The organism is Streptococcus sp. KHUD_012, assembly GCF_052588255.1.
Map to the genome: position 1 here is coordinate 557,069 of NZ_CP159355.1, position 21,942 is coordinate 579,010.

At 44.2% G+C, this 21,942-nt stretch carries 17 protein-coding genes and 1 riboswitch; of the genes, 10 read left to right on the forward strand and 7 right to left on the reverse strand.

Features of this window, described 5'->3' with window-relative positions; translation table 11 throughout:
* Nucleotides 1–87 precede the first annotated feature (87 nt).
* The gene (locus ABVF55_RS02740) at nucleotides 88–399 is read left to right on the forward strand and encodes a hypothetical protein (RefSeq protein WP_445285487.1); all 312 of its coding nucleotides are present in this window, start codon (nucleotides 88–90) and stop codon (nucleotides 397–399) included.
* An 888-nt stretch (nucleotides 400–1,287) separates the two neighbouring features.
* Here the strand turns inward: ABVF55_RS02740 and pflB are convergent.
* Entirely contained in the window at nucleotides 1,288–3,603 is a 2,316-nt protein-coding gene (gene pflB / locus ABVF55_RS02745; protein ID WP_003005386.1) for a formate C-acetyltransferase, read from the reverse strand.
* Nucleotides 3,604–3,863: 260 nt separating this feature from the next.
* Between pflB and dinB the strand changes: the two genes are divergently transcribed.
* A complete protein-coding gene (gene dinB, locus ABVF55_RS02750; protein WP_320909723.1) occupies nucleotides 3,864–4,970 on the forward strand; it encodes a DNA polymerase IV in 1,107 nt (368 codons plus the stop codon).
* Between the two features lie 8 nt (nucleotides 4,971–4,978).
* Here the strand turns inward: dinB and recD2 are convergent, their stop codons facing one another.
* From recD2 to rnhC, 3 genes are all read right to left on the reverse strand, one after another.
* Nucleotides 4,979–7,411 (reverse strand): SF1B family DNA helicase RecD2, encoded by a 2,433-nt coding sequence (gene recD2, locus ABVF55_RS02755; RefSeq protein ID WP_445285488.1) that lies wholly within the window; start codon nucleotides 7,409–7,411, stop codon nucleotides 4,979–4,981.
* A 67-nt stretch (nucleotides 7,412–7,478) separates the two neighbouring features.
* Nucleotides 7,479–8,129: a signal peptidase I gene (lepB, locus tag ABVF55_RS02760; protein ID WP_014713905.1), complete on the reverse strand. Its 651-nt coding sequence runs from the start codon at nucleotides 8,127–8,129 to the stop codon at nucleotides 7,479–7,481.
* Nucleotides 8,130–8,132: 3 nt separating this feature from the next.
* Nucleotides 8,133–9,029, reverse strand: coding sequence for a ribonuclease HIII (rnhC, locus tag ABVF55_RS02765; RefSeq protein WP_445285489.1), 897 nt, complete (start codon nucleotides 9,027–9,029; stop codon nucleotides 8,133–8,135).
* A gap of 136 nt (nucleotides 9,030–9,165) precedes the next feature.
* Between rnhC and ABVF55_RS02770 the strand changes: the two genes are divergently transcribed.
* From ABVF55_RS02770 to ABVF55_RS02790, 5 genes are all read left to right on the forward strand, one after another.
* Nucleotides 9,166–9,456: a hypothetical protein gene (locus ABVF55_RS02770; protein ID WP_003005477.1), complete on the forward strand. Its 291-nt coding sequence runs from the start codon at nucleotides 9,166–9,168 to the stop codon at nucleotides 9,454–9,456.
* Nucleotides 9,457–9,466: 10 nt separating this feature from the next.
* A complete protein-coding gene (locus ABVF55_RS02775) occupies nucleotides 9,467–10,021 on the forward strand; it encodes a CvpA family protein (RefSeq protein WP_021153876.1) in 555 nt (184 codons plus the stop codon).
* Nucleotides 10,022–10,094: 73 nt separating this feature from the next.
* Nucleotides 10,095–12,434, forward strand: a complete 2,340-nt coding sequence (locus ABVF55_RS02780) for an endonuclease MutS2 (protein ID WP_445285490.1) — start codon at nucleotides 10,095–10,097, stop codon at nucleotides 12,432–12,434.
* A 159-nt stretch (nucleotides 12,435–12,593) separates the two neighbouring features.
* Nucleotides 12,594–14,012: a C69 family dipeptidase gene (locus ABVF55_RS02785; RefSeq protein WP_320909725.1), complete on the forward strand. Its 1,419-nt coding sequence runs from the start codon at nucleotides 12,594–12,596 to the stop codon at nucleotides 14,010–14,012.
* Nucleotides 14,013–14,141: 129 nt separating this feature from the next.
* Nucleotides 14,142–14,236: riboswitch (glycine riboswitch) on the forward strand.
* Between the two features lie 101 nt (nucleotides 14,237–14,337).
* Entirely contained in the window at nucleotides 14,338–15,669 is a 1,332-nt protein-coding gene (locus tag ABVF55_RS02790; RefSeq protein WP_320909726.1) for an alanine/glycine:cation symporter family protein, read from the forward strand.
* A gap of 53 nt (nucleotides 15,670–15,722) precedes the next feature.
* Here the strand turns inward: ABVF55_RS02790 and sstT are convergent, their stop codons facing one another.
* Nucleotides 15,723–16,940, reverse strand: coding sequence for a serine/threonine transporter SstT (sstT, locus tag ABVF55_RS02795; protein ID WP_013904166.1), 1,218 nt, complete (start codon nucleotides 16,938–16,940; stop codon nucleotides 15,723–15,725).
* Between the two features lie 137 nt (nucleotides 16,941–17,077).
* Here sstT and ABVF55_RS02800 point away from each other — a divergent pair, with 137 nt between their 5' ends.
* Nucleotides 17,078–17,926, forward strand: coding sequence for a mechanosensitive ion channel family protein (locus tag ABVF55_RS02800; RefSeq protein WP_003008782.1), 849 nt, complete (start codon nucleotides 17,078–17,080; stop codon nucleotides 17,924–17,926).
* Between the two features lie 140 nt (nucleotides 17,927–18,066).
* Here the strand turns inward: ABVF55_RS02800 and ABVF55_RS02805 are convergent, their stop codons facing one another.
* Entirely contained in the window at nucleotides 18,067–18,384 is a 318-nt protein-coding gene (locus ABVF55_RS02805; protein WP_003016835.1) for a hypothetical protein, read from the reverse strand.
* A 280-nt stretch (nucleotides 18,385–18,664) separates the two neighbouring features.
* Entirely contained in the window at nucleotides 18,665–20,011 is a 1,347-nt protein-coding gene (gene gdhA / locus ABVF55_RS02810; protein ID WP_003004977.1) for an NADP-specific glutamate dehydrogenase, read from the reverse strand.
* Nucleotides 20,012–20,310: 299 nt separating this feature from the next.
* On the opposite strand from gdhA, the gene ABVF55_RS02815 reads away from it, so the two are divergent.
* Together ABVF55_RS02815 and ABVF55_RS02820 are read left to right on the forward strand one after the other, a co-directional pair.
* Nucleotides 20,311–21,246 carry a dihydroorotate oxidase gene (locus tag ABVF55_RS02815; RefSeq protein ID WP_003016837.1) on the forward strand — a complete coding sequence of 312 codons (936 nt, stop codon included), beginning with the start codon at nucleotides 20,311–20,313 and terminating at the stop codon, nucleotides 21,244–21,246.
* Nucleotides 21,247–21,526: 280 nt separating this feature from the next.
* On the forward strand, nucleotides 21,527–21,883 hold the full coding sequence (locus ABVF55_RS02820) for a helicase BlpT (RefSeq protein WP_320909728.1): 357 nt from the start codon (nucleotides 21,527–21,529) through the stop codon (nucleotides 21,881–21,883).
* The last annotated feature ends 59 nt before the right edge of the window (nucleotides 21,884–21,942 follow it).

The following is a 21,942-nucleotide window of genomic DNA, read 5'->3' on the forward strand; positions in this document are numbered from 1 at the left end:
AAACAAAAATCTATCAAAAATGATATAATTACACTGTGAAACACCATTACCTCTTCTATTTATCTTGTTGTGAAAGAAGGTTACAAATTGTTCGAGTTAAATAAAATCATAGGTATAGACGACAGTCGTAACAACATTCTAGTTACACTAACAGACGGACGTTGCGCTTTGGTTGATTTAGAGCGTAAAGGGTTTGTTGTCGAGGTTTTATTGGATTCATTTTTAAAATGGCTGAGCTTTTCGGATAACTACATTGAGGAAGATGTTGATAATGTAAAAAGTATTTTAGCCAACCCTCAAGGAGTTGGTTATGGTCCACTTGCTGAAAGCTATATATCCGACACGAAAGTGAAGCAAGAATTTGACAAAATAAAAAAAGCAATCGGCTATGAATATTAAGCACATAGAGAAATCTGAGTGCTTTTTCTTTTCTTTTACGAATAATAAAGCAGGGGGTGATATAGTCTAATTTATATAGACATGAAAAAACGGTCAAGATATGCTATAATTTAACTATGTGGTAGGCGGTCGAGCACCCATTGGTGCGCGGTGGCCTACCATTTTTTGATATGATATATCAAAGCACGCGCCTTTTGTGTTTAAAATTCTTTTAAAGACTTTTAAAATGTGAAAAGTGTACAAAATATGATATAATTCAAGTAGGTGGTAGGCCTTCGAGTACCCATTGGTACGCGGACGCCTACCATTTTTCAAGATAAAAAAAGCACCCTTTGAGGGGTGCTAGATCTTGCCTGCTGAACTCGTTAATTAATAGATACCCTACGGGGTATTTTTTTGTTCAGTGATTTGTGGAGTTTGAATGGAAGTCTAAGGATACTAAATGAGCCTTTAAAAACCGAAAAACGCTATTAAATCAAGGGTTACAGCCTCTTAATGTACTCTAATAAATGTTTTAAGAAATAAAGAACTAAAATTTGACAATTCTAGTTTGTTTCTTATCCTTTCTGAATTCGTTTAAAATAGCTATTGTTTAGGCTTATCATTCGCTAACTCGGGTGGTGGTGCTGCACGGTGCTGTCCTGGACGAGAAGGGTTGCTAAAAAGATCAGTGCAATCAGGATAAAGAGCCAAATAATAGCGAAAATAAATGTTAAAAACATAGGATCACCCCTTCTATCTTATTTACAGCTCTACTATAACACTTGGAGAAAGCGCTGTCAAACTCTATATAGTAGGCTCTTAAACTCTTTCAAAATTCAGAATACTCTTGCGATGGGGATGAAAAAACCAGCCGTTTCCGACTGGTTTTTAAGACCTATTTGAATCTTAGTTCAAGGCATCATCCATTGAAAGAACTTCGTGGAAGACACGTTGTGTCAATTCAGTTTTTTGTTCTGGAGTGAGGTATTTAGTGTTTACACAGTATCCAGAGATACGAACGATAACGTCTTCACCTGACATGATCTTTTCGTAAACATCGTTCAAGTCCATAACGTTCAAGTTACAGTGTTGTCCACCGTTTTCGAAGTATCCATCAAGGATGGTTACCAAGTTATCAACTTGTTCGTCACGAGTTTTACCAAGAGCACGTGGTGATACTTGAGTAGTGAGTGAGATACCATCAGCTGCGTAACCAAAGTCAAGGCTAGCAAGTGAGTTCAAGTTTTGCAACCATCCACCTTTAGCTTTGTTAGATGGGTTAGCACCTGGTGAGAAGAATTCCAATTTAGACAAGTTCACAGAACCATCTTCGTTGAGGTATACCCCTTTGTGGACTGGTGAGTTACCAGTTTGTTTAGAGTAAGCAACGTTAGAAGTGATGGTAAGAAGTGAAACAGTTGCTTCAGCGTTCTTGTAAAGTTTGTGGCTGCGAAGACGAGTAGTGTAAGCTTCGATCAACCATTCTGCCAATTCGTTAGAACGTGGGTCATCTTCACCCCAACGTGGGTATTCACCGATTGTTTCGTAATCGTAGATGTAGCCATCTTCGTCACGGATTGGTTTAACAGTAGCGTATTTGATTGCTGACAAAGTATCAACAGTGTTAGCGAATCCACAGATACCGAATCCCATGTTAGCGCGTTGGTGAGTTGGCAAGAAGGCCATTTGAACAGCTTCGTAGTTGTACTTATCAGTCATGTAGTGGATGATGTTCAAAGCATCTACGTAAGTGTCTGTCAACCAGTCAAGAGATTTTTCGAAGTTTGCTTTAACGGATTCGAATTCAAGAACTTCGTCACGGATTGGATCGATGTCAAATACTTTATAGTCTTTATGAACATCGTCGTAACCACCGTTCAAACCAGTAAGAAGAGCTTTAAGAACATTAACACGAGCACCGAAGTATTGGATGTTGTGGCGTTGTTCTTCGTTTTCTGGGTCAAGTGGAGATACACAACATGAGATACAGCTCATTTCACCGTATCCGTCTTTCGCCATTGTTGTTACACCTTCGTATTGGATAGAAGAGTGTTTATGGCTCATGTGCATACAGTAGCGACGGAAGTTGTATGGCAATTTGTCAGTCCAAAGAACTGTCAAGTTTGGTTCTGGAGAGTTACCGATGTTGTCCAAAGTGTTCAAGAAACGGTAGTCCATCTTAGTAACACGGTGACGACCGTCGTTACCCATACCAGCCATTGATGTTGTGATGAAGGTTGGGTCACCTGAGTACAATTCGTCGTAAGCTTTTGTACGAGCAAATTTAACAGTACGCAATTTCATAACGAAATCATCAACGAATTCTTGGATTTCTGATTCAGTGTAAGTACCACGAGCCAAGTCACGTTCAGCGTAGATATCCAAAACGATTGGCACACGTCCAAGAGAAGTAGCAGCACCGTTGATCACACGGCAGACAGCCATGAAGGCGATGTTTGTCCATTGGATCGCTTCTTTTGTATCGAAGGCAGGACGACGTACGTCTACACCATAAAGGTCACCCAATTTAACAACTTCTTGAAGTGCTTGGTATTGAAGGTTTACTTCTTCACGAAGACGGATTGATTCTTCATCGATTTCAGTAATAGAGTTCCAGTCGTTTGCTTTTTCAGCCATCAAGTAGTCAGCACCGTAAAGAGCCAAACGAGCATAAACCCCGATGATACGTCCACGAGAGTAAGCGTCTGGAAGACCAGTTACAGTGTGAGCGTGACGAGCACGACGGATGTTAGAAGTGTAAGCGCGGAAGATACCGTCGTTTACAGTTGTAACGTATTTTGTGAAGATTTCATGAACTGCAGGATCTGGTTCGTATCCATTTTCTTTCAAAGTAGTTTCCGCCATACGGATACCACCACGAGGCATGAAGTTCAATTTGAACAATTCATCATTTTGGATACCGAAGATGACTTCGTTTTCTTTGTCGATATATCCAGCTGCGATATCAGCGATAGATGTTGGACGGTTATCGTATGGGAAACGAGTTTCTTCGTAATGAGCTTTTGTTTCTTCAACAATCTTCTTGATGTGAAGAGAACGTTCAGTTGGACCAGCTAGGAAGCTTTCATCTCCATCATAAGGTGTGTAGTTAGCTTGAACGAAGCGAGAAACGCTTGCTTTTTCTTTCCAATCTTCACCTTTGAAGCCTTCCCAGGCTTTGTCAAAAATATCTTGTGCTTCAACGACTGTTTTAACAACCATTTTTATTTTCCTCTATTGTCTTTCTAGCAACTATATCTGTTGCACTTACAATAGTAGTATACCATACAGAAACCGGTTACACAAAGACAAATTGCGAAAAATAGCAGATTCTTTTATAATACAGTTTCAACTCTTCTGCGATACTGTACTACATTTTTGAAAATGAACACGAATTTCCATCAATTTTCATGTTTTTAGGAGGGGCCGATTTTTGCAATTCTAAAATTTTCTTCTTATAATAGAAAAAAGGAGGGTGAAAAATGCTGATATTTCCATTGGTGAATGATACGAGTCGCAAGATTATTCATATTGATATGGATGCATTTTTTGCTGCTGTCGAAGAAAGAGACAATCCTAGTTTAAAGGGGAAGCCTGTCGTAATTGGCCAGGACCCTCGTCAATCAGGAGGGAGAGGTGTGGTCTCGACCTGTAACTATGAAGCACGGAAATATGGCATTCATTCGGCCATGAGTTCCAAAGAAGCGCTGGATCTTTGTCCCCAAGCGATTTTTATCTCTGGAAATTATGAGAAATACCGAGAAGTGGGTGAGCAGGTTCGTGAGATTTTCAAGCACTATACAGATGTGATCGAGCCCATGAGTATTGATGAAGCCTATCTAGATGTGACGGAAAATAAAATTCAGAGCAAATCAGCTGTCAAGATTGCTCGCTTGATTCAGCATGCGATCTGGGAAGAGCTGCATCTCACAGCTTCAGCAGGTGTCTCTTATAATAAGTTTTTGGCAAAGATGGCAAGTGACTACCAAAAACCCCGTGGCCTAACGGTGGTCTTGCCGGAGGATGCCGAGGATTTCCTGAGCCAGATGGACATTGCCAAATTTCACGGGGTAGGAAAGAAGACAGTGGAGCGGCTGCATGAGATGGGGATCTATACTGGCGCGGATCTTTTAGCCATTCCGGAGATGACCTTGATCGATCGATTTGGGCGCTTTGGATATGATCTCTTTCGTAAGGCGCGAGGGATTCACAATAGCCCTGTCAAGAGCCATCGTATCCGCAAGTCGATCGGAAAAGAGCGGACCTACCGCAAGCTCCTTTATGCTGAGGATGATATTTTAGAAGAAATTGCCAATCTGTCCAGTAAGGTAGCCCAATCGCTGGAAAAACACGGCAAGCAAGGCAAGACCTTGGTTTTAAAAGTGCGCTATGGAGACTTTACTACCCTGACCAAGCGAATGACATTGACGGAGCCAATACGAGAGGCTGAACGGATCAATCGTTCTGCTCGCCAAATTTTTCAAGAAATTGAGTCGACAAATACTGGAGTCCGCCTCTTGGGTGTCACCATGACCAATTTCGTCGATCATACCGAGTTGCCTTTGGTGGAAGAAAAAGAAAACGACTAGTTTGTTCACTAGTCGTATTTTTTGATGTCAAAAAAGGCCGCAATTTCTTCTTCAGTCAGTCCGATCATAGGAGAGATGGTGTGGAGATTTTCTTCAGTCAGTCGATAGACAGTCGGTTCATCAGGCTCAGCCTTCCTTTCAACAGTTTCTTCCTTGCTTCGTGTAGACTCGACTGTAGCAGAAGCGGTGGCAACGGCTGAAGAAGAGGCTTTGGTTGCCTCGCCTCCATCCAGGTCCTTGAAGCGCTCCACCAAGTAGGTCTTGCGCGCAGTACCGGTATTTTTAGTAGCGTAATCAAAGGCGCTGTATTCTCCTAAGAGAATCAGCTTGCTCTTAGAGCGCGTGATGGCGGTATAGATCAAATTGCGCTGCAACATCCGGTGGCTTTGATTGGTAATGGGTAAAATCACTACCGGAAATTCGCTTCCTTGCGATTTGTGAATACTCATCGCATAGGCTAAGCGAATTTTGTACCAATCATTGCGCGGGTAGACGATTTCATTGCCATCAAATTGGATGGTCAATTCATCTTGCTTGGATTCCGTATATTTTCCTGGGAGAAGGTCGATGATGTAGCCAATATCTCCATTAAAGACATTGCTTTCCGCATCATTGACCAGATGGATGACCTTATCCCCATCGCGGTATTGGCAGTCTGGCGAGTCAAAGACGACCTGGCCTTTGACAGCTGGATTGAGAAGGTCTTGCATGAGCGTATTGATATTGTCAATGCCGGCTTGGCCCTTGTACATGGGTGCCAAGACTTGGATATCTCGAGCAGGGATTTGACTGCGAAGGGCAGCAGAAGTGATTTGTTCGATCATCTTAGGGATGTGTTCACTTCCGGCTTCGAAATAAGAGCGGTCAGCTTTTCGTTCTGTGAAATCTTGAGGAAGCTTGCCTTGGCGAATGTCTCCTGCTAGTGAGACAATGGTCGAGTCCTCACTCTGTCGGAAAATATGTTCCAGTTTGGTCTGAGGGATGCTTGGAATCTGCAAGAGATCAGCCAAGACCTGACCAGGGCTGACGGAAGGTAATTGGTCAGCATCTCCCACAATCAAGAGTTTGGTATCCGTTGCAATGTTGCTAAGTAATTGATTAGCCAGCCAGGTATCAACCATGGAAAATTCGTCCACAATGATAAAGTCTGCATCCAGATAGTCCTCTAAGTGGCTGGTGTCATCATCTCCTGTCATCCCCAAATGGCGGTGGATGGTGGCGCTCGGAAGTCCTGTTAGTTCATTCATGCGTCTAGCTGCCCGTCCCGTTGGAGCAGCCAAGAGGATCGGCAGGTCTTGTTTCTTCCGAAGATCCAGATGGTGGAGTTGAGCATAGACGCTGATCATCCCATTGATAACGGTAGTCTTTCCTGTCCCCGGTCCCCCGGTGAGGATAAAGACCTTATTTTGGATAGCTTGGTGAATCGCCTCTTTTTGAATCGCATCGTAGCGAATCCCTAAATCTTTTTCAACCTCCTCAATCGCCTGGTTGATTTTCTCAGGGTCAAATGAAGTCGACTTTCCTTTTTCCAATAATCGACCGATATGACTACGAATCCCTTCCTCCGCAAAGAAAAGACTGTTGTCAAAGATCTTGGTATCCACGTTTTGGACCTTGTCTTCCTCGATGAGGCGTCCTAATTCTTGGGCGACAGTGGAAGGATCCAATTCTACTGGACGAGCTGATTCTAGGAGGTCAATGGTATAGCGCAGGAGGTCCTTGGCTTCGATATAGGTATTTCCAGTCTCGATAGAGTAGCTAAAAAGGCTGTGGATCAGACCTGCTCGGAAACGCTCAGGGGCGTCACTTGCAATCCCCAATTCTTCGGCTAGTTGGTCCGCGATTTTAAAGCCCATGCCTTGGATATCTTCCACCAATCGGTAGGGCTGTTGCTCCACGATCTGGAGGGTTTCTTCTTTATAAAAGTCTTGGATCTGAAAGGCCAATTTATTGGGAATGCCATAGTTGGCTAGTTGGGCGAGAATGCGCTCCGTTCCGTAATTCTGACGGAGTTTTTCTACAAAAGCCAGGCGGTTTTTCTTGGAGAGACCTGTGATTTCTTCTAATTTTTCAGGGGCTTCCAGAATTTTGTCAATGGTATCGTCCCCATAGAGGTCCACGATTTTTTGGGCTGTTTTGAGACCAATTCCTTTGAAGTGATCGCTGGAAAAATATTTCACCAAGCCCTTGCTAGAGGGTTTGGCACGTTCATAGCGACTGATTTTGAGCTGCTCTCCGTATTTAGGATGATGGACCAGCTCCCCCCAGAAGGTGTAGTCTTCGCCTTCCATGATATCTGCCATAGTACCCGTCACAATAATCTCAAAATCATCAAAGTCTTCGGCATCGGTATCGCTGATATCGAGCAAGAGGATTCGAAAAAAACTGCTGGGATTTTCAAAAATAATGCGCTCAATAGTACCAGAAAAATAATATTCCATCATTTCTTTCCTTTTTATAAAGCGAGGCTGGGACATACTTGTCTCAGCCTCAGTCTGTTAATCTATACTAATAAGTTTTGAAAGGGTAGATCGGCCATAGTCTAAAGACGGCTTGCCCTTTGATTTGTTCTTTCTTGAAAGCTCCGACCTGACGGCTATCTTTTGAAACGATCCGGTCATCTCCAAGTAAGAGATATTCATCGTCAAGCAACTTCAAAGTAAATTTAGGATTGCCATCCTTGTCCACTGTAAAGGCTTGAGCTGTATTGGCCAATTGGCGGAAGAGTTCTCCGTTTTCTTCAAAGCCTTTTCCAGTATAGGTCGATTGCAATTTGTCTTTTTTGAAACGAGCGATATAGTTTTTCAAATAAGGCTCATTGGTCTTTTTCCCATTGATGTAGAGGGTATCGTTATCATATTGGATGGTATCTCCAGGAAGACCGATGACCCGCTTGACGATGTCCTTGGTTTTGCCATCGTCGTCTTTCTCACTGGCAACGACAATGTCGAAACGATCAATCGAGAGGTGGTTGACCACAAGGAGGTACTCGCTATCGGCCAGGGTCGGATCCATCGAATGGCCATCAACCTTGACCGGAGCCCAGAGGTAAATGCGAGAGGCGATGATGAGACCAACAATGATACTGAAGAGGCCCCATTCTTTAAGGAATCTCACCACAGGTGAGCTCGATGTATGTTTTGAACTTCTTTTTGACATGACTTATCTTTCTAGTAATTTTTTTGCTTTTTCTGTGTTTTTAAAATGGAGTTTGGCACAATAATCCAGAGCTTTCATCCCGTAGGTCTGGAGCAATTTAGCAGCGACTTGATCTGACTTAGCCCCTGCTCCACTAGGGAGATTAAAGCCCAGTTCCTTGCCCAGATCTTCCAGATTTTGAAGGAAGAGATTGCGGGCGATGATGGAGCTAACCGCAACAGCTAAATACTTACCTTCTGCTTTTTCTTCCAACTCAATGGCTTGCGTGACCTGATTTTTTTCAGCTTTTACGTATTTTTGGTAGTTTTTAGCAGTTGTAAAGGCATCAATCACAATTCGCTCTGCTTGGACTCCTTTATTTAACAGAAGGTAGATGGCCTGATTGTGCAGGGCTACTTTGACCGAAACAGCATTGTAGCCAGAAGCGATCACTTCATTGTACTTCTTTGGAGACAATAAGAGTGCTTGGTGCTGGATATTTTCCTCAAGGAGAGGAGCCAATTGCTGAATTTTTCGATCATCCAAGGTCTTCGAATCACCAACACCAAGCTTTTTGAGCCAGTCGTGCTGGTCAGGTGTGACAAAGGATGCGACAACGGTGAGTCCACCAAAATAAGAGCCGTTTCCGACCTCATCGGTTCCGATCATGGCTAGATCTTGTCGTGCAGATGAAGTAGAACGCTTAGGGTTCCCAGCATCTTGCCCGAAAAAGGCCAGGTAAGGAGTGAGGTCATTGCCCTGGAGCAGGACCTTTCCAGACTTGTAGATCGAGACGGTCGCTCCCTCTAATCGAAAGAAATAATCCATATGAGGGTTCTTGCTTTGAGTGAGAGAACTGCGATAGGTATGGACAAAATCAAGGATTTGCTCCTGTGTTGGAGTGAGTGTCATACTTTCCATAACCACTATTGTACCACAAATTCAGGGAGAGAGGGAGCAAAAAGAAAGAAAGAATCCACTGGAAAATCCCTGTGAAGAGGGGCTTTGCTACTGACAAAGCTAGCCTTTTTTGGTATAATACCGTGAGGTGATTTTTATGGCGAGCTTAAATAGATATAAATTTACATTTGGAAACAAAGCGCTCACTTTAACAACCAACCATGATAATTTGTTTATGGAAGAAGTCGAACGTGTTGCGAAAGAAAAATACCAAGCAATTAAGGAACAAATGCCAGAGGCAGATGATGAAACCATCGCAATCTTATTGGCAGTAAACAGTTTGTCCATGCAACTGAATCGCGAGATTGAGTTTGACGACAAAGAAAAAGAATTAGATGATTTTCGTCGCAAGGCTTTAGACGACTTAAAGGATAAATCATCCAAATAAGAGGAGATACATGTTAACTTTCTTAATCTTATTGATTTTGGCATGGAGCTTTTATATTGGCTATGCAAGAGGGATTATCCTCCAGTCTTATTACTTTCTAGTGACCTTAGTGGCCCTCTTAATTGCAGGTGGCAGCTATAAGGGACTGGCCAAGGTATTGTCTCTATGGGTTCCTTTTTCGAGTCCCACCCAGCAATCGGTGAATTATTTTTATGCCAACCGCTACCTATTTCAATTAGATGACATCTTTTATGCAGGTTTAGCATATGTATTGATTTTTGCGATGATCTACCTGATTGGTCGTGTGATTGGGATCTTTATGCACTTGGTACCCCAGCCAGAAAAACTGGAGGATCGCAAGTATCAAATTGGAGCGGGGGTGATCGCCGTCGTGATAACTCTCTTGGTCATCCAGATGGGCTTGACTGTCCTCTCAACGGTTCCCATGGCTTCCATCCAAAATAGACTCAATGCAAGTGGATTGATCCGCTTTATCATCCTTCATACCCCGATCAGTTCCAGTCTGTTCCACAACTTGTGGGTGACTGCGATTATCGGAGCTTAAGGAGCAAAAATGAAGAAAGGAGTGAGACAAGTCCGATTCAAGGAAGGACGCTCACTTTTTTTGTAGGAGAAACATGAATAAAAAAATCTTAGATATTCTGGAGTTTGACAAGGTCAAGCAACTCTTTGAACCCTATCTACAGACAGAACAAGGGGAGATGGAGCTAGCAGCCCTTACTCCAACTGATAAAAAAGAAAGCATCGAAACGGCCTTTAGGGAGCTAGAAGATATGGAGCAGATCCTCTTGGAAGAGCCTCGCTTTGCCGTGTCGACCATTCAAGATGTCCGTCCAGTCGCCAAGCGTTTGGAGATGGAGGCATCCCTCAATATCGATGAATTACTAGCGCTAAAAGCTGTCCTTCGGGTGACACATGAGCTCAAGGATTTCTACGACAACTTGGAAAATGTCCGTCTGGAAAGGCTCCATCGCCTCTTTGACAACTTGGTAGATCTGCCCCGCCTACAAGGTGGGCTTCAAGCTATCAACGAAGGAGGATTTGTCGAGTCTTTTGCCAGTGAAAAATTGGCCAAAATTCGTCGCCGAATCCAAGAAAATGAACACCAGGTCAGAGAGATTCTACAAGACCTGCTGAAAAGCAAGGCCGATATGTTAGCGGATGCTGTGATTGCTAGTCGGAATGGCCGCAATGTTCTACCAGTAAAAAACACCTATCGCAACCGGATTGCAGGGGTGGTCCACGATATCTCAGCCAGCGGGAATACCGTTTATATCGAGCCTCGGGCAGTCGTCAATCTTAATGAAGAAATCGCCAACCATCGAGCCGATGAACGCTATGAAATCATTCAGATTCTGGAGGAATTGTCTGACACCCTGCGCCCTCATGCAGCAGAGATTGCAAATAACGCTTGGATTATCGGTCACTTGGACTTGATCAAAGCCAAGTATCGCTTTATGCGCGATTATAAGGCAGTGGTACCAGAGGTTAGTAGCAATCGCTCCATTCAGCTCTTGCAACTACGTCATCCCTTGATTGAAAATGCCGTCGCGAATGACCTGCATTTTACCGAGGACTTGACAGAAATCGTGATTACCGGTCCCAATACAGGGGGGAAAACCATCATGCTAAAAACGCTGGGACTAGCGCAAATTATGGCCCAGTCTGGTCTTCCCATCCTAGCGGATCCAGGTAGTCGTGTGGGGATCTTCTCACAGGTCTTTGCAGATATTGGAGATGAACAATCGATCGAGCAGAGCTTGTCGACCTTCTCCAGTCATATGACCAATATCGTATCTATCTTGAATCAAGTGGATACCGGCTCCTTGATCCTTCTGGATGAGTTGGGAGCTGGAACCGATCCTCAAGAGGGGGCTGGCCTTGCTATTGCCATCCTAGAAGACCTGCGCTTACGCGGGATTAAGACCATGGCGACAACCCACTATCCAGAGCTCAAGGCCTACGGGATTGAGACTGCAGGAGTGCAAAATGCCAGTATGGAATTTGATACAGCGAGTCTGCGTCCAACCTATCGCTTCATGCAAGGAGTTCCTGGTCGCTCCAATGCCTTTGAAATTGCCCGCCGTTTGGGCTTATCTGAGACTATTATCCAGGATGCCATGAAGATGACCAATACGGATAATGATGTCAATCAGATTATTGAAAAATTGGAAGCGCAGACCTTAGAAAGTCGCAAGCGCTTGGATACCATTCAAGAGGTCGAACAAGAAAATCTCAAATTCAATCGTGCTCTTCGAAAACTATATAACGAATTGACCAGAGAGAGAGAAACAGAGCTCAATAAGGCAAGAGAAGAGGCCAAGGAAATTGTGGAAATGGCCCTCTCAGAGAGTGACCGTATCCTTCAAGGGCTTCATGCTAAATCCCAGTTGAAACCACATGAAATTATTGAGGCCAAGGCTCAGTTGAAAAAACTAGCTCCTGAGACCGTCGATCTTTCTAAAAACAAGGTCTTGAAAAAAGCCAAAAAGGCGCGTGCTCCTAAGGTGGGAGATGAAATCTTAGTTATCAGCTATGGCCAACGCGGAACCCTGGTCAAGCAACTCAAAGATGGCCGCTGGGAGGCGCAAGTCGGCTTGATCAAGATGACCTTGGAAGAAAAAGAATTCAACCTCATCAAGGTTGAAAAAGAAGCAGCTCAACCTAAGAAACGCCAGGTCAATGTCGTTAAACGCTCGAACACGAGTGGACCCAGAGCGCGTCTGGACCTACGTGGGAAACGCTATGAAGAGGCCATGCAAGAGCTAGATGGCTTTATCGATCAGGCCCTGCTCAACAATATGGCCCAAGTCGATATCATCCACGGGATTGGAACGGGAGTTATCCGTGAAGGGGTGACCAAATACCTCCGTCGCAACAAACACGTCAAGAGTTTTGAATATGCCCCCCAAAATGCAGGTGGAAGCGGCGCGACCATTGTCACGTTTAAAGGCTAATCGAAACCTAGCTGTTTATCAGCTAGGTTTTTTTAAATCTTACATAATGAAAATATTTGAAAGTTGTTGAAAAGGATTTGCTTTTAAATCTGATTTTCAGTAGGTCCTCCCTTTTAAAAGTGCTATAATAGAGGCAATGAATGATTTGGGAGGATACGCATGCGTAAACGTGAAAGTGCAGATTCGTGTACAACAATTCTAGTCGGAAAAAATGCTAGCTATGATGGTTCGACCATTGTAGCACGAACAGAGGATTCTCAAAATGGCGTTTTTACGCCCAAGAAATTGATCGTGGTCAAACCGGAAGATCAACCGCGTCATTACAAGTCGGTTTTATCAACTTTTGAAATCGAATTACCAGATAATCCAGTTCGCTATACAGCGGTTCCAGATGCCATTCCTAAAGACGGGATCTGGGGAGAAGCTGGGATCAATGTCTATAATGTAGCCATGAGTGAGACAGAGACCATTACGACCAATAGCCGTGTGCTAGGGGCAGATCCTCTTGTAGAGAGTGGCATCGGTGAGGAAGACATGCTGACCTTGGTCTTGCCTTATGTCAAGACAGCCCGCGAAGGGGTCTTGCGTCTCGGGAAGATCTTAGAAGAGTATGGAACTTATGAGTCTAATGGGATTGCGATTTCAGATGTGAATGAAATCTGGTGGTTGGAAACCATCGGAGGTCACCACTGGATGGCGCGCCGTGTCCCTGATGATGCCTATGTGACCAACCCGAACCAGCTGGGAAGTGATTATTTTGAATTTGGCAATCCAGATGAGTTTCTTTGTGACCCGGATCTTGAACGTTTTGTCACAGAGCACCATTTGATTCTGGATCAAGAAGGGAAAGGCTTTAATCCACGCTATGCCTTTGGTAGCCAAAAAGACAAGGACCGTCACTACAATACACCGCGGGCTTGGGCCATCCAGCGTTTCCTCAATCCTGAAATCGAGCAGGATCCACGGAGCTTCGAGATCCCTTGGTGTCAAAAACCTTATCGCAAGGTGACGATTGAAGATGTCAAATATGTCTTGAGCAACCACTACCAAGACACTATCTACGATCCTTATGGCCCTGAAGGAGATCACGTGAGTCAGCGGACCTTCCGGACGATCGGGATCAACCGGACCAGCCAGACAGCGATTCTGCAATTGCGTCCCAATAAACCACAAGAAACGACAGGTATCCAATGGATTTCTTATGGCTCCATGCCTTACAATACAGCCGTTCCTTTCTTTACCCAAGTGGATACAACACCAGACTACTTTGCCAATACGACAGCTAAGGTAACAACGGATTCCTTCTACTGGGCCAACCGGATTATTGCAGGACTAGCAGATCCTCACTATGCTCACCATGTTGGTGATTTGGACGATTACCAAGAAACGACAATGGCCTGGGGACATGCGCGCATCAATAAAGTCGATCGTGCACTTGCAGCAGGTGAAACCGTTGATTTTGAGGCGGAAAACCAAGCTATGAGTGATCAAATCCAGGAAGCAACAGATCAACTCTTGGACAAGATTTTGCTCGATGCTAGCAACCTCATGACCAATCACTTCTCCTTGAGTGATTAAAAACCGTACATTTTCAGGTGGTTTACAAGATATTTTCAGAAACGATTGACAAACTTTTGAAAATCAATTAAAATAGAGAAAATTACATACGACCGAATGAAGTTTGCAGGAGCGCGAGTGACTGTGAATGGACGGAACTCTGGAGAGACCAGAAATGGCACCGAAGGGGCAAGGTAGAGGATATATCTACTCAAACTCTCAGGTAAAAGGACAGAGCGAAAGATAGGGGAAGCCCCTATTTTAAGCAGGACCAGAGTACATGTTTGACATGTGCTCTTTCTTTTTCTCTTTTCTGTCGAGCGGTCGATGAAAAAGGAGACAGAAAATGGATCATGTATTGCAGTTTTTTCAGCAGCTCGATAATCTAGTGTGGGGCGCCCCGCTGTTGGTGCTCTTGGTAGGAACAGGGATCTACCTGACCCTTCGTTTGGGTTTGCTTCAGATACGCTACCTTCCAAAAGCTTTTCGCTTGATCTTTACAGAAGATGAGGGACACGGGGATATCTCAAGCTTCGGAGCCCTTGCGACAGCCCTTGCGGCTACTGTAGGAACAGGGAATATTGTAGGGGTGGCTACAGCGATTCAGACAGGTGGCCCAGGTGCCCTCTTTTGGATGTGGATGGCAGCCTTCTTTGGAATGGCGACCAAGTATGCAGAAGGGCTCTTAGCCATTCGTTATCGGACCAAGGATGACAACGGTCATATCTCGGGTGGTCCCATGTACTACATTCTTCACGGGATGGGAGAGAAGTGGCGACCACTGGCTATTTTCTTTGCAGTTGCAGGAGTGCTGGTAGCCCTCTTTGGGATCGGAACCATGACCCAGGTTAATTCCATTACGGGATCCCTTCAAGCTAGTTTTGGAACAGCTCCAGAAGTGGCTAGTGTAGTGATTGCGTTAGTGGTTTCGACTATCATTTTTGGTGGGATTCACTGGATTTCCAAAGTCTCTGAAAAAGTGGTTCCTTTTATGGCTGCTGCCTATATCTTTGCGACTGTCACGATCATTGCCTTGCATCTGGATCAATTGCTTCCAGCCTTGAAATCGGTCTTTTCGGGTGCTTTTACAGGGACTGCAGCTATGGGAGGTTTCGCAGGAGCAACGGTCAAAATGGCTATCCAAAAAGGGGTGGCGCGTGGAGTTTTCTCTAATGAATCGGGTCTTGGATCTGCCCCCATTGCAGCAGCTGCGGCGAAGACTAATGAACCTGTCGAGCAAGGTTTGATCTCCATGACAGGAACCTTTATTGACACCATTATCATCTGTAGTTTGACAGGACTTTCGCTCTTGGTTTCAGGTGAGTGGACGGCTAAGGGCAGTACTAGTACCCTGACTCAGGATACGTTTACAGGCGTCTTTGGCCCAGTCGGAGGCATCATTCTGACCCTATGTTTAGTGCTTTTTGCGACCACGACCATTCTTGGATGGTCTTATTACGGAGAGCGGTGTTTTGAATTCCTATTTGGTGTTAAACATATCAACCTCTATCGGACCTTCTTTGTTTTTATGGTTGGACTGGGAGGCTTCCTTAAGCTGGATTTGGTCTGGGTGATCGCGGATATTGTGAATGGGCTGATGGCTTTGCCTAACCTGATTGCTCTTTTAGCTCTCTCCCCTGTCATCATCAAAGAAAGCAAACAATACTTTAAGAAATAAGAAAACCCAGATTGATGGATCTGGGTTTTCTTATCTATTTGAGATAGGAGCATTTAATAGCGTTTTTCTTTTGGCCAGCTACTCATTTCGGCGATGGCGGTGAAGAGCACATCTGTCGAAGAGTTGAGGGCTGTTTCGCAAGAGTCTTGGATGACCCCGATGATAAAGCCGACGCTGACGACTTGCATGGCCAAATCATTGGTGATACCAAAGAGGCTACAAGCAACAGGGATGAGAAGGAGAGATCCTCCCGCAACTCCAGATGCTCCACAAGCAGAGATAGCCGCTACCACACTCAGAATGAGAGCAGTTCCAAAGTCAACCTGAATGTGCAAGGTATTGGCAGCAGCGAGCGTCAAAATATTGATCGTCACGGCTGCGCCTGCCATGTTTACAGTTGAACCAAGTGGAATGGAGACAGAATAGGTATCTGGATTCAGCCCCAACTCTTCACAGAGACGCATATTGACAGGGATGTTAGCTGCAGAACTTCTAGTGAAAAAGGCTGTTACCCCACTGACACGGAGGCATTTAAAAACAAGGGGATAGGGGTTCTTGCGGATCATGAAAAAGACGATCAATGGATTGATGACCAGGGCTACAAATGCCATGGTACCAACCAAAACAAGTAAGAGAATCCCGTAGTTACTAAGGGCACTGAGTCCTTGGCCAGCGATGGTCGTGAAGACCAAGCCTAAGATCCCAAATGGAGCTAGGTTGATAATCCACTCAACAATTTTTGAAGTGATGTCTGCTAGAGTTTGGAGGAGGTCTTTACTATGTTCACTCGCCTCTCTCATGGCAATCCCAAAGACAGTTGCCCAAGAAAGGATCCCAATGTAGTTGGCTTGCTGCAAGGCGTTGACCGGGTTGTCGACGATCTTGAGCAAGAGGTTACTAATCACTTCGCCAATCCCGTTTGGAGAGGATCCTTCAGCGGCCTTTCCAGTCAGGGTAATGGTGATTGGGAAGATGTAATTGACCAAAACAGCGACGAAGGCAGCTGCAAAGGTTCCTAGGAGATAGAGGACGATGACCTTTTTCATATTGGTCTCTGTCCCTTTTTGGTGTTGGGAGAGAGCGTTTGCGACAAGCGCAAAGACCAGAAGGGGTGCGATCGCACGGAGCCCTCCAACAAAGAACTGACCTAAGAGTCCAATGCCAGTTGCTTTCGGGAAGATAAGGGCTAGGATAACACCAAGTACAATCCCGATTGCGATCCTTTTCATAAGGTTGGTTTTATTCCAAGTGGTAATCAATCGATGAATCATGTAGGACCTCCTTAAAAAATAATTAAGGAATATTATACGATAGTTAGGGGGGAAAAGCAATGAAATTTTCAAAAAATAGCCTTATTTCCGAATATTTGATATAATCATACTATTCTTTGATAGAAAGGCCCGAATAAATGAGTCAAGCTTTCCAACGTTATTTCAGTAAAATAGACTGGACGAAGATTTTTGATGATCTGATATCAAAATGTATCTCTCTGATTTTTGTCTTTCTTTTATTTTTTATTGCTAAAAAGGTCATCCATAGCCTGGTTAAGCGGATATTAACCCCTTCCTTTAAGTATACGGTGCAGGATGAAGCCCGTAAAAATACGATTCTCCGTTTGGTTGAGAGCCTTTTAAACTATTGTTTGTATTTCATCTTGATCTACTGGATTTTGTCGATTCTAGGTCTTCCAGTCTCTAGTCTCTTGGCTGGTGCTGGGATTGCTGGGGTGGCGATTGGGATGGGAGCCCAAGGCTTTCTTTCCGATTTGGTCAATGGTTTCTTCATCCTTTTAGAACGCCAGTTGGACGTGGGAGACAATGTTCGTCTCACGAATGGGTCTATTAATATTGCCGGCATCGTCAGCAGTGTCGGGATTCGCACGACCCAGGTGCGGGACTTTGATGGGACTCTCCACTTTGTTCCGAATCGCAACATCACCGTCGTCAGCAATCTCTCACGTGGTGATATGCGCGTGCTGATCGATATTCCGCTAGATGCAAATACCGATCTCGACAAGATCTATCAGGTGATTGCTCAGGTTAATCAGTCTGAACAAGATAAACACCCAGAGGTGTTGACAGGTCCTACGATTTTAGGCCCACAGATCGAAAAAAATGGTCGTTATTCCTTCCGAATTGCGATGACTGCGCAAAATGGAACCCAGACGACTGTCTATCATACCTACTATAAACTCTACCATGATGCCTTGATGGAAGCAGGGATTAGCCTACCGACAGGAAAGAACGGGATCATGTAATACAAAAAAGAGGCTGGGACAAAAGTCCTAGCCTCTCAATTATTTTTGGATTGTCGAGCAAGACGCAGTGGTTGAGTAGGTGGGACGACGAAATCGAATTCTAACGAATTATCGATTTCTGTCCCACTCTCTTTTTTGGTCTATTTTAAGTGGCAGTATTTGAAATCCAGCTTTTTAATCTGGTCCCAATTTTTTCGAGCCTCTGGTGGCAAGACGATGAGTTGCTGGCGCAACATAGTCGTGATTTCAAGATTTAAGGATTCGATCGGGAGGGCAATGGCTACGGAACTTTTTGCCCTTTGGATCTTGTCCATGCAATATTCAATATGATGGCAAGCTGCGCCGGTCTGTGATTGACGGCTAGCTGCGATTTCTTGTCGCATATTGGAGAGTAATTGGACCAATTCAGACTTAAGGAATTCGATCGTATCTGATTTTTCTTGAGCTAAAAGAAACATAAGCACACCTCCTTTTGCTATAGTTTAATACTAATTTATTAAAAATGCAAGGGGGTAAAGTAAAAAAAATAAAAATTTTTTAGAAAAAGATACAGAAAAAGAGAAGGCTCAAATCTCCCCACTACAGACAGTCGAGCCCCTTGTCTTTAAAAATGACTCTCATGATTTAGGGTCAGTTGCCCTCGCAGAGATCGGAGACTACAAAAAAACTCCTGAAACATACTGGTTTCAGGAGTTGAGAGGCTTTGACCCGAAGGTCTTAAAGAAAAATATCGATTGATTATACAAGACCTTGTGCAATCATCGCGTTTGCGACATTTTCAAAGGCAGCGATGTTGGCACCTGCAAGGTAATCTTTACCAAGTCCGTAAGTTTCTGCAGTTGTTTTAGCAGTGTTGAAGATGTTGGTCATGATGTCTTTCAAACGTCCGTCCACTTCTTCGCGTGTCCATGAAAGACGTTGGCTGTTTTGGCTCATTTCAAGAGCAGATACAGCAACCCCACCAGCATTAGCTGCTTTAGCAGGTCCGTAAAGGATACCATTTTCTTTGTATACGTTGATGGCATCGATGTTACTTGGCATGTTTGCTCCTTCAGAGACAACTTTTACACCTTGAGCGACCAAACGTTTTGCAGCATCGCCATCGATTTCATTTTGAGTTGCACATGGAAGAGCAATGTCATAGTTACCAGCATAAGTCCATACAGAACCTTCGTAGTAAGTAGCAGTTGGTTTTTCTGCAGCGTATTCAGTCAAACGAGCACGACGTTTTTCTTTGACGTCTGTAAGAAGGTCGAAGTCAATACCGTTTTCGTCGATCACGTAACCGTTTGAGTCAGATACAGAGATAACAGTTGCACCAAGTTCAGTTGCTTTTTGAAGAGCGTATTGAGCAACGTTACCAGAACCTGAGATCACGACTTTCTTACCAGCAAAGCTGTCGCCGTTGGCCTTGAGCATTTCTTCAGTGTAGTAAACCAAACCGTAACCAGTTGCTTCTGGACGGATCAAGCTACCACCGAAACCAAGAGGTTTACCAGTCAAGACACCAGCATCAAATTGGCGAAGGCGTTTGTATTGACCGTAAAGGTATCCGATTTCACGTCCACCAACCCCGATATCACCAGCTGGGACATCAAGAGAAGGCCCGATATGTTTTTGCAATTCAGTCATGAAGCTTTGGCAGAAACGCATCACTTCAGCGTCTGTTTTTCCTTTAGGATCGAAGTCAGATCCACCTTTACCACCACCGATAGGAAGACCAGTCAAGACGTTTTTGAAGATTTGTTCGAAACCGAGGAATTTCAAGATCCCTTGGTTAACAGTTGGGTGGAAACGAAGACCACCTTTGTAAGGACCTACAGCAGAGTTGAATTGAACACGGTAACCACGGTTTACTTGGATGTTTCCTTCACGGTCAACCCAAGGAACACGGAAAGAAATTACGCGTTCAGGTTCTGTAATACGAGCCAAGATGTTTTCTTCGATGTATTCAGGATGTTTTTCAAAAACGGGTTCCAAAGTGCTGAGGAACTCTTCAACAGCTTGAAGGAATTCAGCTTCGTGGCCGTTACGAGCTTTTACAGTTTCGAAAGTGCTTTGGATATATTCTTTAGCAGTTGTCATGTTAATTCTCCTTTGTGAATGAAACGAAAACCAGTAAACCCGCTAGGGGAGTGGTTTTGAGACAGTTGACAAACAATGTCATGTTTTATTACATGGATCATTATAGCAGACTTTTTTTGGCTTGTAAAGAAAAAAGTTGAATTTTCTGAAAATTTTATCGCGACTAGGAAAGTCCGAATGTTTGGAAGAATTTTTAGCTTTGATTGTCCAGAAGCTTCCAAGTGATGGTATAATGAAAGAAGAAAATAGAGAGCATCCCGAACAATTCTGTTGGTGGTGTTTCAAAAAAGGAGTACAAGATGGTATCGACAAAGACGCAAATTGCTGGTTTTGAATTTGACAACTGCTTGATGAATGCGGCAGGTGTAGCCTGTATGACCACTGAGGAATTAGAAGAAGTGAAGAACTCAGCTGCGGGGACCTTTGTGACCAAGACAGCAACCTTAGAATTCCGTGCTGGTAATCCAGAGCCACGCTACCAAGATGTGCCGCTTGGTTCGATCAATTCGATGGGGCTACCTAACCAAGGGTTGGACTATTATTTGAATTACTTGTTGGAGTTGCAAGAAACGGATCCTGACCGGACCTTCTTCTTATCTCTCGTCGGCATGTCTCCTGAAGAAACTCATACCATCTTGAAAAAGGTGCAAGACAGCGACTTTAAAGGCTTGACAGAGTTGAACCTATCTTGTCCCAATGTCCCTGGGAAACCTCAGATCGCCTATGATTTTGATACGACAGATCGGATCTTGTCTGAGGTCTTTGCCTATTTCACCAAACCTCTAGGGATCAAGTTGCCACCTTATTTTGATATCGTTCATTTTGATCAAGCAGCAGCGATCTTTAACAAATACCCGCTCAAGTTTGTCAATTGCGTCAATTCGATCGGAAATGGCCTCTACATCGAGGATGAATCCGTGGTGATCCGTCCGAAGAACGGATTTGGTGGGATTGGTGGAGAATACATCAAGCCAACGGCTCTCGCCAATGTCCATGCCTTTTACCAACGTCTGAACCCAGAAATTCAGATTGTGGGGACAGGGGGTGTCTTGACTGGTCGAGATGCCTTTGAACATATCCTTTGTGGGGCTAGTATGGTGCAAATCGGAACGACGCTGCATAAAGAAGGAGTAGGAGCTTTTGACCGCATCACTGCGGAGCTCAAAGCCATCATGGAAGAAAAAGGCTACCAAAGTCTAGAAGACTTCCGTGGGAAATTGCACTACATTGACTAATCTTTCGAAAAAAAAACTTCCTCAAGTGGAAACTTGGGGAAGTTTTTTATGAGAGTGGGACAGAAATCGGTAATTCGTTAGAATTCAATTTCGTCGTCCCACCTCCGCACAGTTGAGTAGGGCTGTAAAAGCTGATGAAATCAGCGTAGTAGAGCCCACTCAACCACTGCGTCTTGCTCGACAATCCAAAAATAATTGAGAGGCTAGGACTTTTGACCCAACCTCATTCTGTTCCTAGTTTTAGGAATTTTCCATTTTTATAGAGAGAAAAAGGTGTACAATGGAGGTGAAAAGGAAGGTGATTTATATGGAAGAAAGGGATGTGATTCAAGAAGCAAGAACGACGATCATTCTTCTTCAAACAGCCTTTTCTAAGGGATTCACCCCCAGTTTAGATGCCCTTCGATTTCGAGAAAATCTAGATCAGATGTTGAAAGGTTTACGAAAGGCTAGGCGGGTAGACAATCGTCTGTTGATTGAGTTAGAAAAGTTTTATCAGACCGCCAGTCTATTGATTGGCCTGGGTGGGCTAGCTTTGAACGAAGAGGCCTTTCAAGCTTGGCGAGCTTATGATCACTGGCATTTCGAGGTTGTGAAGCCTCACTTACAGGTCTATGGACCGACGGTGGTTTTGTAGTTGATGTGCCTTGAGTTTGTCCACAGATATTCAGAGGATGTGTTGGTCATGGTAGTCCT

Excerpts from the sequence above, each read along its gene's own strand:
- ABVF55_RS02775 (WP_021153876.1), top strand. The coding sequence starts at position 9,467 with ATGTTAACTTTCTTAATCTTATTGATTTTGGCATGGAGCTTTTATATT.
- dinB (WP_320909723.1), top strand. The coding sequence starts at position 3,864 with ATGCTGATATTTCCATTGGTGAATGATACGAGTCGCAAGATTATTCAT.
- ABVF55_RS02820 (WP_320909728.1), top strand. The coding sequence starts at position 21,527 with ATGGAGGTGAAAAGGAAGGTGATTTATATGGAAGAAAGGGATGTGATT.
- rnhC (WP_445285489.1), bottom strand. The coding sequence starts at position 9,029 with ATGGAAAGTATGACACTCACTCCAACACAGGAGCAAATCCTTGATTTT.
- ABVF55_RS02785 (WP_320909725.1), top strand. The coding sequence starts at position 12,594 with ATGCGTAAACGTGAAAGTGCAGATTCGTGTACAACAATTCTAGTCGGA.
- gdhA (WP_003004977.1), bottom strand. The coding sequence starts at position 20,011 with ATGACAACTGCTAAAGAATATATCCAAAGCACTTTCGAAACTGTAAAA.
- ABVF55_RS02790 (WP_320909726.1), top strand. The coding sequence starts at position 14,338 with ATGGATCATGTATTGCAGTTTTTTCAGCAGCTCGATAATCTAGTGTGG.
- ABVF55_RS02805 (WP_003016835.1), bottom strand. The coding sequence starts at position 18,384 with ATGTTTCTTTTAGCTCAAGAAAAATCAGATACGATCGAATTCCTTAAG.
- ABVF55_RS02770 (WP_003005477.1), top strand. The coding sequence starts at position 9,166 with ATGGCGAGCTTAAATAGATATAAATTTACATTTGGAAACAAAGCGCTC.
- sstT (WP_013904166.1), bottom strand. The coding sequence starts at position 16,940 with ATGATTCATCGATTGATTACCACTTGGAATAAAACCAACCTTATGAAA.
- ABVF55_RS02800 (WP_003008782.1), top strand. The coding sequence starts at position 17,078 with ATGAGTCAAGCTTTCCAACGTTATTTCAGTAAAATAGACTGGACGAAG.
- recD2 (WP_445285488.1), bottom strand. The coding sequence starts at position 7,411 with ATGGAATATTATTTTTCTGGTACTATTGAGCGCATTATTTTTGAAAAT.
- lepB (WP_014713905.1), bottom strand. The coding sequence starts at position 8,129 with ATGTCAAAAAGAAGTTCAAAACATACATCGAGCTCACCTGTGGTGAGA.
- ABVF55_RS02815 (WP_003016837.1), top strand. The coding sequence starts at position 20,311 with ATGGTATCGACAAAGACGCAAATTGCTGGTTTTGAATTTGACAACTGC.
- pflB (WP_003005386.1), bottom strand. The coding sequence starts at position 3,603 with ATGGTTGTTAAAACAGTCGTTGAAGCACAAGATATTTTTGACAAAGCC.
- ABVF55_RS02780 (WP_445285490.1), top strand. The coding sequence starts at position 10,095 with ATGAATAAAAAAATCTTAGATATTCTGGAGTTTGACAAGGTCAAGCAA.